General features: G+C 41.6%; 16 protein-coding genes. 7 read left to right on the top strand and 9 right to left on the bottom strand.

Features of this window, described 5'->3' with window-relative positions:
• Positions 1-2 precede the first annotated feature (2 nt).
• Both J0654_RS07165 and J0654_RS07160 read right to left on the bottom strand, forming a co-directional pair.
• The gene (locus tag J0654_RS07165; protein WP_014031488.1) at positions 3-332 is read right to left on the bottom strand and encodes a PadR family transcriptional regulator; all 330 of its coding nucleotides are present in this window, start codon (positions 330-332) and stop codon (positions 3-5) included.
• Between the two features lie 210 nt (positions 333-542).
• Positions 543-1,025, bottom strand: a complete 483-nt coding sequence (locus tag J0654_RS07160; RefSeq protein WP_127141525.1) for a DUF4870 domain-containing protein — start codon at positions 1,023-1,025, stop codon at positions 543-545.
• Positions 1,026-1,194: 169 nt separating this feature from the next.
• Between J0654_RS07160 and J0654_RS07155 the strand changes: the two genes are divergently transcribed.
• From J0654_RS07155 to J0654_RS07145, 3 genes are all read left to right on the top strand, one after another.
• Positions 1,195-1,650: a DUF4442 domain-containing protein gene (locus J0654_RS07155; protein ID WP_207027171.1), complete on the top strand. Its 456-nt coding sequence runs from the start codon at positions 1,195-1,197 to the stop codon at positions 1,648-1,650.
• A gap of 112 nt (positions 1,651-1,762) precedes the next feature.
• A complete protein-coding gene (locus J0654_RS07150; protein WP_207027170.1) occupies positions 1,763-2,563 on the top strand; it encodes a TIGR00266 family protein in 801 nt (266 codons plus the stop codon).
• Positions 2,564-2,846: 283 nt separating this feature from the next.
• The gene (locus J0654_RS07145) at positions 2,847-3,500 is read left to right on the top strand and encodes a DUF2461 domain-containing protein (protein WP_207027168.1); all 654 of its coding nucleotides are present in this window, start codon (positions 2,847-2,849) and stop codon (positions 3,498-3,500) included.
• On the opposite strand, the gene J0654_RS07140 is transcribed toward J0654_RS07145, so the two are convergent.
• Positions 3,497-5,053 carry a M81 family metallopeptidase gene (locus tag J0654_RS07140; RefSeq protein ID WP_207027166.1) on the bottom strand — a complete coding sequence of 519 codons (1,557 nt, stop codon included), beginning with the start codon at positions 5,051-5,053 and terminating at the stop codon, positions 3,497-3,499. The genes J0654_RS07145 and J0654_RS07140 overlap by 4 nt on opposite strands.
• Positions 5,054-5,177: 124 nt before the next feature.
• Here J0654_RS07140 and J0654_RS07135 point away from each other — a divergent pair, with 124 nt between their 5' ends.
• The gene (locus tag J0654_RS07135; protein WP_237685902.1) at positions 5,178-5,765 is read left to right on the top strand and encodes an NUDIX domain-containing protein; all 588 of its coding nucleotides are present in this window, start codon (positions 5,178-5,180) and stop codon (positions 5,763-5,765) included.
• Here the strand turns inward: J0654_RS07135 and J0654_RS07130 are convergent.
• Positions 5,759-6,949 carry a D-alanyl-D-alanine carboxypeptidase gene (locus tag J0654_RS07130; protein ID WP_237685901.1) on the bottom strand — a complete coding sequence of 397 codons (1,191 nt, stop codon included), beginning with the start codon at positions 6,947-6,949 and terminating at the stop codon, positions 5,759-5,761. The two genes, J0654_RS07135 and J0654_RS07130, sit on opposite strands and share 7 nt — an antisense overlap.
• Before the next feature lie 212 nt (positions 6,950-7,161).
• On the opposite strand from J0654_RS07130, the gene J0654_RS07125 reads away from it, so the two are divergent.
• Entirely contained in the window at positions 7,162-7,359 is a 198-nt protein-coding gene (locus J0654_RS07125) for a hypothetical protein (RefSeq protein WP_207027162.1), read from the top strand.
• 33 nt (positions 7,360-7,392) lie between these two features.
• Here the strand turns inward: J0654_RS07125 and J0654_RS07120 are convergent, their stop codons facing one another.
• Together J0654_RS07120 and J0654_RS07115 are read right to left on the bottom strand one after the other, a co-directional pair.
• Complete coding sequence (locus tag J0654_RS07120) at positions 7,393-8,334, bottom strand: LysR substrate-binding domain-containing protein (protein ID WP_207027160.1); 942 nt, start codon at positions 8,332-8,334, stop codon at positions 7,393-7,395.
• 140 nt (positions 8,335-8,474) lie between these two features.
• Entirely contained in the window at positions 8,475-8,894 is a 420-nt protein-coding gene (locus tag J0654_RS07115) for a DUF2141 domain-containing protein (RefSeq protein ID WP_207027158.1), read from the bottom strand.
• A 212-nt stretch (positions 8,895-9,106) separates the two neighbouring features.
• Here J0654_RS07115 and J0654_RS07110 point away from each other — a divergent pair, with 212 nt between their 5' ends.
• Entirely contained in the window at positions 9,107-11,269 is a 2,163-nt protein-coding gene (locus J0654_RS07110; RefSeq protein ID WP_207027156.1) for a TonB-dependent receptor, read from the top strand.
• A gap of 1 nt (position 11,270) precedes the next feature.
• Here J0654_RS07110 and J0654_RS07105 read toward each other — a convergent pair whose 3' ends face one another.
• Together J0654_RS07105 and J0654_RS07100 are read right to left on the bottom strand one after the other, a co-directional pair.
• On the bottom strand, positions 11,271-11,693 hold the full coding sequence (locus tag J0654_RS07105) for a DoxX family protein (RefSeq protein ID WP_207027154.1): 423 nt from the start codon (positions 11,691-11,693) through the stop codon (positions 11,271-11,273).
• A 120-nt stretch (positions 11,694-11,813) separates the two neighbouring features.
• Complete coding sequence (locus J0654_RS07100; RefSeq protein ID WP_207027152.1) at positions 11,814-12,293, bottom strand: GNAT family N-acetyltransferase; 480 nt, start codon at positions 12,291-12,293, stop codon at positions 11,814-11,816.
• A gap of 274 nt (positions 12,294-12,567) precedes the next feature.
• Here J0654_RS07100 and J0654_RS07095 point away from each other — a divergent pair, with 274 nt between their 5' ends.
• Positions 12,568-14,355 carry a PorP/SprF family type IX secretion system membrane protein gene (locus J0654_RS07095; RefSeq protein WP_207027150.1) on the top strand — a complete coding sequence of 596 codons (1,788 nt, stop codon included), beginning with the start codon at positions 12,568-12,570 and terminating at the stop codon, positions 14,353-14,355.
• Positions 14,356-14,359: 4 nt separating this feature from the next.
• On the opposite strand, the gene J0654_RS07090 is transcribed toward J0654_RS07095, so the two are convergent.
• Positions 14,360-14,971, bottom strand: coding sequence for an FMN-binding negative transcriptional regulator (locus tag J0654_RS07090; RefSeq protein WP_207027148.1), 612 nt, complete (start codon positions 14,969-14,971; stop codon positions 14,360-14,362).
• Positions 14,972-15,076 lie beyond the last annotated feature (105 nt).

Below are 15,076 nucleotides of genomic sequence, written 5' to 3'. Positions count from 1 at the left end.
TTCTATTTTGTGTTGGTTACCAGATTGACTGCATTTCTTAATTCGTCCCAGGTGCCATTGAGTTCGTTTAAAAACAACTGGCCCGTTTCTGTAAGAGCATAATATTTTCGGGGCGGTCCCGATGTGGATTCTTCCCAACGGTAGTTGAGCAATCCAGCATTTTTAAGCCTTGTGAGCAAAGGGTATATGGTACCTTCCACTACTAACATCTTTGCGTCCTTTAAGGCTCCCAGAATTTCTGAGGCATACTTGTCGTCATCCTTTAGGATGGACAGGATGCAATACTCTAGAACCCCCTTGCGCATCTGTGCTTTTGTGTTTTCTATGTTCATAATTTCATGGTTCTATTAAATTAACTGTTCGTTTTTGTTCTTCCAAACTTTGTTTGGTGACGCTTCCACTCCATTCCCCTGAATTGGGCAGGGGAGTGGAAACGGTTCTTTGATTGATGATTGTTTGATGTTTTTCGTTTTTTGATTGATGGTTAAACTCCTTTTTCTTGATTGATGATGAATATTGCGGAGGTGATTAAACTCCTATAGTTATTTGATGAATTTTATAGTGAACGGGTATTTGAAATATTCCCCCTCATTGGTTCTAATGGTGGCCAAAATGGTAAAAACTATGTTTACAACGGCCAGAGCCACCTGCAAAAATCCTGATATGCCTACAGGCCATATAAGTCTTCCTAACCTAAAATCGTCGCTATCGATGTGAATGTTTAGGTTGTTGAGGTCGCTCAACCCGTGGAACCCGAAAAAGTTCCAATCGAACAAGTCTGGCCAAAATCCAATAAAGAATGGAATGGTGACCAAACCTGCCACGATGGAATAAAGCAACATACTAATTTGAAAATTCAGAGCCTGTTTACCGTTGTAATCGACAAACGCATGCTCTTTTTTGTTAGCTGTCCATAGAATCAATGGAAGTATAAAGTTTCCAAAAGGAATAAAGTACTTCGAGAACATGGACGCGTGGATGATCGCGGATAAATTTCGTTCGTGTTTGGTGATTGTAGTTGCCATTGTATGATTGATGTTTTTTGATTGTAAAGGGGTTAACCTATTAGCTTACGATGCAAATATATATCCAAAAGATGGTACTATGCAAAACAAAGTACTATAATTTAACATAAAATTAACAATATCAGATAACATCTTTTTACCTATTTTTAGGCAGACTTAAATAAAGTATATGGCACTTACACCCAGTAAAATCAATATGTTCACTTTTATGAAACTCCCTTCGGCATGGTGGTGCGGAGTGCGGCTCAAGTATATTGACGATAAAAAAGCAATAACCACGGTAAAGCATAAATGGATGAATCAAAATCCATTCAATTCTATGTTTTGGGCCGTTCAAGGGATGGCTGCCGAGCTAAGTACGGGAGCATTGGTTATGAACGAAATACAAAAAAGCGGTAAAAAAGTGTCCATGCTCGTAGCGAACAACAAAGCCACTTTTACCAAAAAGGCTACGGGGAGGATCAACTTTACCTGTGAAGACGGCGAACTGATTGCCGATGCGATAAAAAAGACCGTGGAAACGGGAGAGGGACAAACTTGCTGGATGAAAGCCGTCGGGGTCAACCAAGATGGGGTAGAGGTGTCCACCTTTCATTTTGAGTGGACCGTGAAGGTGAAGGGGTGATTCGGGTTAAAGACGAATGCTAAAAGTTTAGGAGAAATGGGTTTTCCCTAAACTGTAACAAAACCAGCTTTCCATCAACATATAAATAGAAATCAAAAAACAATAATAAAACATGAACGCACACGAAATAGACTACCACATTTATGGCGAAGAAATGCAATATGTGGAAATAGAATTGGACCCTCAAGAAGCTGTTGTTGCCGAAGCGGGCACTTTTATGATGATGGACCAGGATATTAAAATGGACACCATCTTCGGAGACGGTTCCAACCAAGATACCAGCGTACTGGGCAAGGTATTCTCCGCAGGTAAACGATTGCTCACAGGTGAGAGCCTTTTTATGACCGCTTTCCTGAACGTAGGCCAAGGTAAAAAGCAGGTAAGTTTTGCTTCGCCATATCCCGGTAAAATTGTGCCTATTGACCTTTCCGAAAAAGGAGGGAAGTTCATCTGCCAAAAAGATGCATTCCTGTGTGCTGCCAAAGGTGTTTCCGTTGGTATTGAATTCTCCAAACGTTTGGGGCGCGGGTTTTTTGGAGGAGAAGGTTTTATAATGCAAAAACTGGAAGGTGATGGAATGGCCTTTGTGCACGCCGGTGGAACCATGGCCAAAAAAACGTTGGCACCTGGCGAGACCCTACGAGTGGATACCGGTTGTATTGTTGGCTTTTCCCATACCGTGGACTACGATATTGAATTCATCGGGGGTATCCGAAACTCCGTATTCGGTGGTGAGGGACTCTTTTTTGCTACGCTACGCGGTCCTGGAACCGTTTATATTCAATCGTTGCCATTTAGTAGGTTGGCCAGTCGTGTTTGGGCGGCTGCACCTAGAGGTGGCGGAAAAGATAAAGGTGAAGGCAGTATCTTGGGTGGTATCGGTGATCTTTTGGATGGGGATAACCGGTTCTAGAAGGTAATATTGGAGGTCAGATTTAAGAAGTTTATGGTCCAAGTGATTTTGATATCATTTCGGGCGCATTCGAGAAATCTTATATCAAGAAGCCAGGAGTAAGGAATTAGGAGTTTGTAGTCAGGAGTCAGTTGTTTTGCGTATCAACGTCATTCTGAACAAAGGGAAGAATCTTTTTTGTCTTGCTGAACTGTACCAAATGTCATTCTGAACAAAGTGAAGAATCTCATCCGATATCTGAAGTCTGAAGTTTAAGTCTGAAAAATTCACTTCTTTTGTGGATATGAATTTCAACGACCTGTTCCATTTTCTGGAAGAACTTCAACAAAACAATAACAAGGAATGGATGGATGCCAATCGCAAATGGTACAAATCCCTCCGCAATGATTTTATCGGATGGCTGGATGATCTGGATATGACCATGGCCCAGCTCCATGATGATTATTACCCAACTCCTGGTAAAAAGGGCATCAACCGAATCAATAATAATTTGATGTTCCACCCGAATAAGCCCATTTATAAAGATCACTTTGGTGCTGGATTGGACAAAGCACCCAATTCTGCAGATTTTTATATTGAAATCGGTCTAAAACATTGTTTGTTGGCCGGTGGTCGCTGGCGACCCGATTCCAAAACCCTTCGTAGTATCCGCGATGCCATTGATTATAATGGGGAGGAATTGCAGGCTATTCTTGATAAACCATCTTTCAAAAAAATGTTCGGTGGCCTGTATGAAGACGAAAAACTGGTGTCATCACCCAAAGGATTTTCCAACGACCATCCTCATATAGAATTGCTTCGCAACAAAACCTTTGCTGTGGAGTACGGGTTAACAAAGAAGGATGTGCTTAGCAATGATTTCAAGGAAAAAATCGTTGAAGTTTACAAGGAAATGCTTCCCTTTCGTCAATATTTGAACCAAGCAGTCACCGTTTAATCCAGCTCATCCGAAGCCTTGATCAAACGCGCCGAAAGGTCTGGTCGTTCCATATCTTCATCATAAGGGAACATGGGCCTTATAATCCTTTTGTGTCCCAAACGCTCCAGGTCTTGGTCCACTCCTCCAGGTGTTAACGCCATGATCCAATCTCCGCGCATGTTGTACAGTTCAGGGACCAAATAACCAATTTTTACCACAATGATGTCGGTTTCACTCGGGATAAGCCCCAAGTTGGTAAAATCGGATTTCCTGTGGTACGGCTTCCTTTTTTTCGTAACGATAACATGGGCATTGTCCACTTTTACCACGACCTCGGTCTCCGCATGTATATCACCCTGTTTAATAGCGGTCACTTCTCCTGTTAACATAAGAGGTGGAGCATACCTATCGTCTATTTCGGCACCAACAGGTGCACTTACTTTTCCACCCACACCGACTTTTATGGCTTCTTCTACCAATTTCGGTCCGGGAATGGATGCATAAATCAACGATTTTCCATCGGCTGCGTGGAATTCCTCTCGTTTTAAAAGTTCCGTCAAGGTCCAGGTAACATCGCCAGCACCGCCTGCGGTGGGGTTGTCCCCCATATCACTTAATATAAAAGGTTTTTTATTGCTCGCAAGGGCAAGTTCCAATGCTTCTTCATATGATTTTGTGGGGGCCACGAACTCAAATTCTTTGCGGACATCCCAAAAACTATTGGCCAGTTTTTCTGCTCCTTCGGTTACCTGCTGTTCGTCGTCGCCCGTTACCATGACAACAGCATGGTTTCGCGGTTCATCGGCCCACGCGTAGCCTATCCATATGGCTGCATCGATAACACCTTCTTTTTGCTCCACTTCGGGCACTTTGGCATACAGACTTTTTCCAGGCTCTACTCGGGTACTTGTTTTTTCTCCGGGCAGTAAAATGGGCACTGGAACCCAGGCTTTATATTTTGGCTTACCTTTTCCGTTTTCCAATCTAGTAACCAGGTTTTTCACGGCCCGTTTGCGCGATTCCGTGGCATCCTCGTGTGGGGCCATACGATAGCAAGTGATCAAATCGGAGTGTTGTGCCAATCGTTTGGAAACATTCCCGTGCAAGTCCATGGAAGTGGAGATCAGTACATTGGTTCCCACCACTGCACGGATTCTTTTGATCAGGTCCCCTTCCGGGTCGTCCAATCCAACCACACTCATAGCGCCATGAATATCAAAAAATAATCCATCGTAAGGCATATTTTCTTCCAACATCGTCAATGTTTTGCCCACCAATGACTCATAGGCTTCACGGGTTACGGTGCCACCGGGCAATGATTTTCCCACTAAAGTGGGAACCCACTCGGCCCGTTGTCTCAAGGAAGAATCTGCCTCCATAAACGGGTAACGGTTAAATATGGAATCCCCGATTTTGGGATGAAAGGCTTCTTCATGGGTAAGGGCGGGCGAAAATGTACTGGATTCAATTCCCAGCCCTGCAATGGCTATTCGAGGCAGTTTTTTTTCAGTGTTGTTCTTACAGCCTATCAGGATAACAAAAAGGAATAGATAAAGTATGGGGTTGCGCATGGTATACGGTTTGGTTGGTTCCATTAAAGTATAAATATCGACATTATTGTGATGGTGTCAAAAGAAGAGCATAATTCAGAATGATAAATGGATAAGGCCTATATTTAGAAAAAACTTATTCATTTTGGCCAACGACAGAATCAGGAACATGCAACGGGAACTACTATCGAACAACTGGTATTCCCTTGAAAAAATCACTTTTGAATATTTACGGGACGATGGCGTTTGGGAAAAGCAAATTCGTGAGTCTTATGACCGCGGCAATGGAGCAGCCATTCTTTTATATAATATTGAAAAGGGAAAGGTGGTACTAACGAAGCAGTTTCGAATGCCTACCTATGTGAATGGCAATGTAGATGGAATGATGATCGAGGTTTGTGCGGGTCTTTTGGAAAAGGGCAATGCAGAGGAGACCATTAAAATGGAGGTAGAGGAGGAGACAGGCTATAAAATTGATAGGGTTAAAAAGGTTTTTGAATCCTATATGTCACCAGGTTCGGTTACGGAAATACTCCACTTTTTTATCGGGGCTTATGAAGACGGCATGAAGATCGGCGAAGGTGGCGGTGCTGAAGACGAAACGGAGAACATCGAGGTATTGGAGCTGGATTTTAAAAAAGCCATTGCTATGATGGAATCCGGTGAAATCAAAGATGCAAAAACCATCATGTTGCTGCAATATGCCCAAGTTCAAGGGATTTTTGATCAGTAGTTTTCGTATAGTTTTTTTAAGGTAGTGTAGATGGTTTCCCTGATTTTTATGGAGGGCACCCTAAAATGGTTGTTCATAAAACTAAAGATGAGTAGTTTGCCCGATTTCGTTTTTACATACCCACTTACATTGTAGTTGTTTCCAACGGATCCCGATTTGGCAAAAAGAAAAGCCTCTGTGGTCGGGTCTTCCCATTGTTCAACGGTGCTATCGGGTCCCCACATCGGAAAAATGGCGAATAGTCGTTCTTCTGAAATTTCCCGGTGCAATTTCTGAAGAATCTGTACAAAGGACCTCGGTGTGAACAAATTGTATCTGGAAAGCCCCGAACCATCCACCCAACGAGGTTGGTGTTCCAAATCTTTTAAGTGGTTTTCCAACATATAGTCAATGACTTTTTTGGTGCTCAGTGTGTCGGAAATCGTACCGGAGGCAGCTAATAATAGTTGTTCGGCCAAAAAGTTATCGCTTTCAAAAAGCATCCGTTTGTAAATGGAGTCCGTCTCAATGCCGTATAAAGTTTGCTTTTCGCCTTCGGGGAAATGCGAGGTCAAGAAAATCTTATTTCCCGTGGCTGTTTCCAATAATCGCTTGGTTAAACTATCGCTGGTCACATAAGGAACCTCCAAAGTATCTTGTTCCATTGGGGCAATGTAAAATTTATTGTGGAACTCTTCTCGTTTTATGACGGTATCCTTAACGGTAATTTGATTTTTAAAATGTTCAGGGGAAACCTTCAAACTGTCGTTGTTGGAAATGGTGACCACATTGCCGTAAAGTGGTAGGGTGGATTTTTCTGGAGAGAAATAAGCGTCATAATCTTCCCATGCCCAACCGGGTCCATATCGCTGTTCGCTATGGTTTTTGGTATAAAGTGCTATGGTTTCTTGATTTCGCATCCAATGTATTGCTGTACTGTCCTTAAAATAAGGATGCAACCAAGATGGGTCACCTGTTCCTTCCACAAATAATGTATCGTTGGCCACTATGTAGTTTAAGGTGGGTATGTTTTTGGGGAGTAATTTTAGACCCGTATAGAAAGTTACAATCTTGGTATTGCTGGCCGGGGTAAAATATTTATCGCCATTACGGTCATAAATTTCTTTTTGGGTATTGGCATCTGTTATTACCAGGCCATGAAATGAGTTTCCAAGGTGATCATTGTTCAATTGGGAGTTGACCATTTTTTTGGTGGAATTACACCCAATCAAAAGAAATGAAATCAGTAATAAATTAAAAATCAATAGGTTATATAGATTCCTGTTTAATGGGTACATATGTGCAGTTCATCGATTTTAACAACAAGTTGTTCAATTTTTAACTGGAAATTGAGCTATGCAAACGGCTTTTTTAGTAATTTTAAAGACGACCTATTATCCAATTTAATCAAATTAATATGCCTAGAGCTATGTTAGATTACACCAAAACAATCCTTCAAAAGGTGAGTTTTGATGTTAAACTCTTCGCTAGGGAACTCAAGAAAGCTATTTCGAGATTATTACCCAGTGAAGTGAACGAACTTAGAATCTGGTTGCAATTTTTTATTGTGGACAAACCAGAATTACAACCAACATTATTACTATTAAAAGCCTAAAACACTACCGAGAGCCGCTGAAAAGCGGCTCTTTTAATTTTTGGCCAAGGGACTGATGATTTTCACATCTTGAAAAGCAATGGCTCCACGCACGATACTTGAGATAACTTCTCTCAAAGCATCCGTTATTTGTATTTTCAGTTCACTTTTATGATAAATCAAACTTATTTCCCTAGCTGGTACAGGGTTTTTAAAAGTTTTGAGGTTTTCTTTTTTGTCTTCTTCCAAATGAAGGGTGTTCAAATATGGCAGTAAGGTCATGCCCATTCCTTCGTCAGCTAAACTCACTAAGGTCTCAAAACTTCCGCTTTCTATTTTAAATTGCTCTCCAAGCCTACTTTTGGAAGCTTTGCATAAGTTGATTACCCCTTCACGAAAACAGTGACCATCTTGCAAAAGCAGGATATCGTTTACATCCAAATGTTCTGTGGTTAATTCAACCTCGGACGCCAAACGATGATTTTTAGGAACATAGCCTATAAAAGGCTCATAATATAAAGGGCGCTCTTTGATAAACTCGATTTCCAATGGAGTGGCCGCTATACCGGCATCTAAATGCCCGTCCAAAATATTTTTGATCATGGTTTGCGTGGATTGCTCCTTAATGATCAAGTTTACTTTTGGGTACTTTTTAATGAATGCATTTAAGAACATCGGGAGCAATGTAGGCATTACGGTAGGTATTATGCCAAGGGTATAATCGCCTCCAATGTATCCTTTGTCTTGATCAACAATATCTTTTATGCGTTCCGCTTCGGCGACAATGTTCTTTGCCTGCGCCACAATTTTTTCTCCAACCTCTGTAATGGATATGGGCTTTTTACTGCGATCAAAAATCAGTACGTCCAACTCATCTTCCAGCTTTTGCACCTGCATACTTAGGGTAGGTTGGGTAACAAAGCTCTTTTCCGCGGCCAGGGTAAAGTTCTTATGCTCGGCAACGGCTAGCACATATTGAAGTTGGGTAATCGTCATTCAAGTATAAGTTTATGGTATAAAAGTATAAAAAACTATCAGGCTAGTCTATAGAAAAAAAGGAATCCTGAAAATATAAGCTGCCATAAAAACAAAAAGCCTGCACACGGCAGGCTTTCTTTTGATTGATGCTTTTTTTGCTAGAATCGGATGTTCATTTCCAAATCCTCATCACCCACGGTAAACTTCGCACTATTAAATGTAGGTGGACCCATAGCCATATCGTTACCGGACATTCCGTAATTTTCTAGAGGCATTCCATTGGCCTGATAGTCCATACGGTTGTTTTCATTGGCATCGTGCATCGCCATAATGGCATAATTGCCAGGAGATACATTGGTAAATGTCAAGGTTACTTTTCCACCTTTAATGGAACTTTGAAGGTTTTGTAGGCCCTGTCCTTTCATAAAGGTATCTTCGGTATGAAGGCCTGCCAATACTTTACCTTCATTGCTGGTTATGTTGTCAATGGTGATCGTAATGTCGATTCCTGTTTTCTCTTGTGCCATGGCGATGATACTCACAAAGAAGAAACTTAATGCTAGTGTTACAGTTTTCATAATGCTTGTTTTTGATGTTTTGTACGCTTCAAAATTCAGGAAGTAGTTGATCCTGTGAAATTTCAACCTACCGAAATGTTGATTTTTTGGAGTGAACTGCAAATTGGATATTGCAATTCAATTCAGTTGTGAAAAACTACAACTGGGTATTTCGTTTTGGTTTGGCTTTGTGCTTAAGAGGACATTTGTGGCATCAATCAAAACGAACGGTCATGAAAATCCTCATCAATCTAATTACCTTATTATTATGCACGGGAGCTCTTTTTTCCCAACAGTCCATAACAGGAAAAGTTACCGATGCCAAAAACAAGCCGATCGAAGGAGCCAACATTTATCTGGAAGGTACTTACGATGGGGCATCTTCGGATGCTAATGGAAACTTTAGTTTCGAGACTACCGAAGAAGGACTTCAAACGCTTATAGTTTCCATGTTATCCTTTGAGCCCCACCACGAGGCCGGCGACATTGGCTATTTCAACGATCTGCACATTACATTGATGGAGTCCGTAAATTCGTTGTCGGGCGTTACCTTGACGGCAGGTACTTTTGAGGCCGGGGATAATTCCAAGGTGTCGGTACTGAAACCGCTCGATATTGTTACCACGGCTGGGGCTGCTGGCGATTTTGTGGCCGCTTTGCAGACCTTGCCCGGCACCACAACGGTAAATGAGGACGGCCGTTTGTTCGTTAGGGGAGGTACCGCAGGGGAAACGCAGGTTTTTATAGATGGGCTACGCGTTTTTCAACCCTTCAATGCGACACCGAACAATACACCTACCCGTGGTAGGTTTTCGCCCTTTCTTTTTAAGGGGATTTCCTTTAGCACTGGTGGTTATTCGGCCGAATATGGCCAAGCCCTCTCCAGTGTGCTATTGCTGAACACCACGGATGTACCTTTACAAGAGAAAACGGATGTTTCCATAATGAGTGTTGGAGGTGGTGTTGGTCATACAAAAATTTGGGGCGATCAATCGTTGAGCATCAACACGAATTATTTGAACCTTGCCCCATATGAAGCACTGATTCCATCTACCCAAGGAGTCCGTTGGAACAGCCCATACGAGTCCATTTCTGGTGAAGCGGTTTTTAGGAGCCGAGGAGAAAAGAGCATGTTCAAATTGTACACAGGGTTCAACCAAACCAATTTGGATATTGAACAGGAGGACATCAAATTTGAAGATTATGTACGTTTCCGGCTCAAGAACAATAACCTATACTTTAATTCGTCCTATAAATACTATTTCGCCAACGACTGGAGCTTGACCTCAGGAGCATCCATAGCTTGGGATTCCAATGATATTGGAATTGAGCAGGACAGGGTGGATATCGGGGAAATATCAACGCACCTTAAGGTGAAGGCCCGTAAAAATTTCAGTAATCGTTATGATTTGAGTTTTGGGACGGAATACTTTCACACCAATTTTGATGAAACCTTTACCGATACGGATGTGAATGCTTTTAAAAGCGGGTATTCGGATGGCCTGTGGGCGGCCTTTGCGGAATCCGATATCTTTTTGAGCAATAAATTTGCAATGAAACTTGGCGTTCGGGCCACGCATAGCAGTTTGTTGGATGGTTTTGAAGTGTCGCCTCGAGTGTCCTTGGCCTACAAACCAGGTGATGAAGGGCAGTTTTCTTTGGCTTATGGCGATTTTTACCAAAGGCCGCTCTCCGATGTGGTGAAGTTTGAGCAAGACTTGGAGATGGAGAAAGCATCCCACTATATTCTTAACTATCAATATATCAACAATGGAAAAACCTTTAGAACCGAGTTGTATTACAAGGACTATGACCGTTTGATCAAATTTGATACGGATGTGCCACAGTTCAATTCAATGTACACGAACTCGGGAGGAGGCTATGCCAAGGGCATCGATGTTTTTTGGAGGGATAGCAAGAGCATTGATCATTTGGATTATTGGTTCTCTTATTCTTTTCTGGACACCGAACGGGACTACCGAAACTTTCCTGAAAAGGCAACCCCAAACTTTGCGCCAAGGCATAACATTTCATTGGTCACCAAATACTGGGTGGATAAGCTGCGCTCCCAGATCGGACTGTCGTATTCTTATGGATCGGGGAGGCCATATCATAACCCGAACAACCCCGGGTTTATGGAAGAGCGAACCAAATCGTACAATAATTTGAGTTTTAATTGGGCCTACTTGATCGATCAACAAAAGATTTTATACTTCTCCATAAGCAATTTATTGAGCATCAATAACATCAGTAATTATCAATACGCCGATGCCCCGGATGTGAACGGATTCTATGATCGAAGAGCGATTACGCCACCTGCGGATAGCTTTTTCTTTGTTGGGTTCTTTTGGACCATTAGTACCGATGGCAAAAGCAATCAATTGGATAACCTTTAGGTTACTGTTGCATTTTTAGATAGTAGTCCACAGAATGTTTTCCAGATCCATATACAATAAAGAACAGTGTGGCCAGTAGCACAATAATGGATAACATAAGATTGTTGGTGTTCATTTCGCCAAGAAAATTGGTCAGGATCGCACCGAAGATTATCGGTGTTTGGGCAATGGCCGCCCATCGGGTGAGCAGCCCCACAACAATGAGTATACCTCCCACAAAATGGGCGGGAATCAAATAGTGAAGAAAAATCATGCCGCCGGGAACCTCTTCGAACGGTTCGGCCAATTGCTCCATTTCTTCATAGTTGGTCATAAATTCAATGCCTTTTACAAAAAGAACAACGCCAAGCAATACGCGGATCAGGTCCAAAATAAGATAAGTATGGGCATTGGCCCATTTGTTGAGGTTTTTGATTAGACCCATGGCGATAAAGTTTAAAGGTTTTGTATATAAGATACTCATTTATAGGCATATATAAAAGAGAACCATTACAAAAGCCTATAAAAACCGTAGGAATGGTGTAATATCATGTACAAATGAACTTTAGGGGGTGTTCAAATTCAATTCCATTTGTATATCACTGCGGGCGTAAGGCGAAGCAATATTGCTCATTTCGCTGAATCCCAGTTTTTTATATAAAGCTATCGCGGGTGCTAACTTTCGGTTGCTCTCCAAAAAGATTTTCTTGGCACCCATCCGTTTAGCCTGGTTAATAATATGTAGTCCCAATAGTTTTCCAATACCCTTGCCCTGGGCTTTTGGAGAAACTCCCATTTTGGAGAGTTCAAAATCATACCCATCATATTTACAGGGTATCAATGCACAGACTCCTACAGGAACATCATCACATAAGGCAACAGCGATATAACCGCCTTTATCCAAAATATATTCTTTTGGGTTTTGGAGTATAATGCGGTCCATTTCCTCAATTTTAAAATACTTGATGATCCATTCCTCATTCAGGCTCCTAAAGGCATCTTTGTAGGCTTCCGAATAGGGAACAATTCTGTAGGATGGATTCATTTTGAGAAAAGTTTTGGAGATTTCCCCCCAAAAATAAATCGAAATACACAACAATTGGTAAACTGAAATCCAATTTTTAAGTAGTAAAAGCAATCTATCTTTCAATTTCGACTGCCATTCAACGAAAAAATTATCTGTTGGACGATAAAATAATTAGATTTACATTAAGTTTAGTGGTAAAATTCTTACAAGTCCCAAATCTTGCGAATGAAAAACTTAAACAAATATCAACCTGTCCCAATCAGGAATATTAACCTACAAATCCCAATCGGCTATGGAGATAAAACTACCCCTGTGTTTTCAAACTACATTTCCGTCCCAATTTGAGCGTTACTTTTTTGCGCTATTGATCATTTTTTTTCTAGGTCTTCCCTCACAAGCCCAAGAAGAAAATAATCCCTATGTGAGTTACGACGTCCCATTTCAAAACCTGCTAAAGTTCAACAGGTTTTTGATCAACCCCACCTTTTCTTCCATAAGGGAGGACAAATCTTATATAAACTTCTTTCATCGAAGTCAAAGTGCCGATTTCGAGAACAACCGCCAAAACTATTTTTTGAGCTACAGTGGTAGAATAAATGATAGAGTTGGGCTTGGTTTTAGTTTATATAATCAAAGTGAGGGGGTAATTTCCAATTTAGGGGTTATGGCCAATTACTCCCACGGCATACAGTTGGGAGAGGAAAGTAGCCTGACATTTGGGGTCAATATTCCCTATTATGTAAGTAGTTACGACCCGAGTAGAGCGGTTACCCAAGAAGAAGATCCTTTTTTGAGAGAGGCTGAGGAAAGCTCCGTAATTTCGTTCCAACCTGGCCTTAACCTAAGTATTGGCAAGTTCGATTTTGGTGCTTTTGCCCAAAATTTGGTCGATTACAATATAAAGTCAGGGAACTCTTTGACCAATTTGAATGAAAAAACCTTCTCTGGCCATATACAGTACGTGTATGAGTTCGAGAACGGAAAGGGCATATTTGAGGATAGCCGATTAATGCCTTTGGCGAGAGCCCGCTTTAAGGGCAGTGAGGACCCGGTTTTCGGAGGAGGTATAATCCTTGACCTTCCCAAGTTGGGGTGGATTCAGGGAGGATATGATCAGTTTTACGGAGCATCTGCCGGAACAGGTTTTAATCTAAATCAAAGACTGTCTTTTGGGTATAACTTTGAGAAAAGCCTGAGCAACAGCATTGCCAATCTCGGTGTGACCCACGAAATTTCCATTGCCTATTCCTTTGTACCCAATCTATCCAAAAACACTTTCGTTTCCAACGATGATGAAGAGAAAAAGAAGATTGAGAACTCTGCCGTAGCCGATGCAGATAATAAAACCGAACAAACGGAGCAGAGCGGTAAGTTGGATGTAAAAACTACCTTGCGCCCATCCAACAACGAAGACAGGGCATATTGGGAGGAGCGTGTGGCTGAACTTCAGGAAAAACAGGAAGATAGTTACGCGGTAATAGATGATTTGCTCTATAAGGTGGATTCCATGAAACAAAGTAGGGAAGCCGATATGGAGAAGCGCTTTGAGATGGTGATGAGGCTGGTAAAAAGACATAATGGAGACCAGATTCCAGATATCGAAAGGAAAGCCCAAAAATTGTACCTAGCGGACAGTAAGGATCTGGACTCCCTTTACAATTCAATTGAAGCTTCGACTGTTACCGCCGTGGCGGAAAACACCCCAACCGTTTCCAACAAAGTTGAGAAGAAGAAAGAGGGTAAATTTCATGGTGGAGCATTCAAGCCCATTGAGAAATATATCAATCTGGAAGGTGTAGGGCAAGGACATTACATTGTGGCCAATGTTTTTAAGAATGAGACATACCTTAAAAACTTTATGAAAGAATTAAAAAGAAAGGGATTGCAGGCCCAATATTTTAAAAATCCGGACAACGGACTCAATTATGTTTATTTGGCCAAGTACCAAGAGAACGAGGCTGCCTATGCTGCTTACAAATCTCAATTGAAGGGGAAATATCAGGATGAAATTTGGATCATGCATGTGGAAAACCCCAGATACTCCAATTGGGCCGATACAATGTTCCAGGATATTGAATAGAGAATCAAGATTCAGTTTCTTTCATATGCTCGGCAATGCCCTGACTCCCTGGATCGGACCTTTCTTCGAGTTCCGATATTATTTTGTGATGGTCATCTGCTCGGGTCTGGGAAAGCTTGTAGGTAGCTTGTATGTCGGATATTAAAACCTTAAAGCCAACAACTCCTTTTACCTGCCTCAAGGTTTTAGGGGATAAGTTGTTCAGGGAAATCGGCTTTTTGGAGTCCTTCTCGTATTTTTCTACCAACCGGTGCATGGATGCCATGGTTTCTTCCTCCGTCAATACTTTTAAGGTTCCATAAACATGAACGGCAATGTAGTTCCAAGTGGGCACTTCTTCATCTTTGTACCACGATGAAGATACATAGGCATGCGGACCATTGAAAATGCAAAGTACTTGGGCCTCGTCGTTAAAATATTTCCATTGCGGATTGGCCTTGGCAATGTGGCCCATTAAAATATCATTTCCCTCATCATCTGTTTCCAGTTCAAGCGGAATATGGGTTCCCCAAGGTTTATTGTCAACAATATTGATTAAAATGCCAAAGCTGTTTTGCTGTAAAAAGTTCTTGACTTCAGCAATATCTTGGTTGTTATAATGTGATGGAATGTACATATTGATGGAAGCGTTGCCCTTGGGAATATAAAAAGGTTAAAGATAATAAATCTGATATCATGCGACTCCGGTGGGTTGCCGGTAAAATAGTTTAAACCTTAAAAA

Origin of the sequence: Flagellimonas profundi, assembly GCF_017313275.1 — a bacterium.
GTDB lineage: Bacteria > Bacteroidota > Bacteroidia > Flavobacteriales > Flavobacteriaceae > Flagellimonas > Flagellimonas profundi.
The sequence above is the reverse complement of the archived record's forward strand: the minus strand, read 5'-3'. Positions and strand labels throughout refer to the sequence as shown.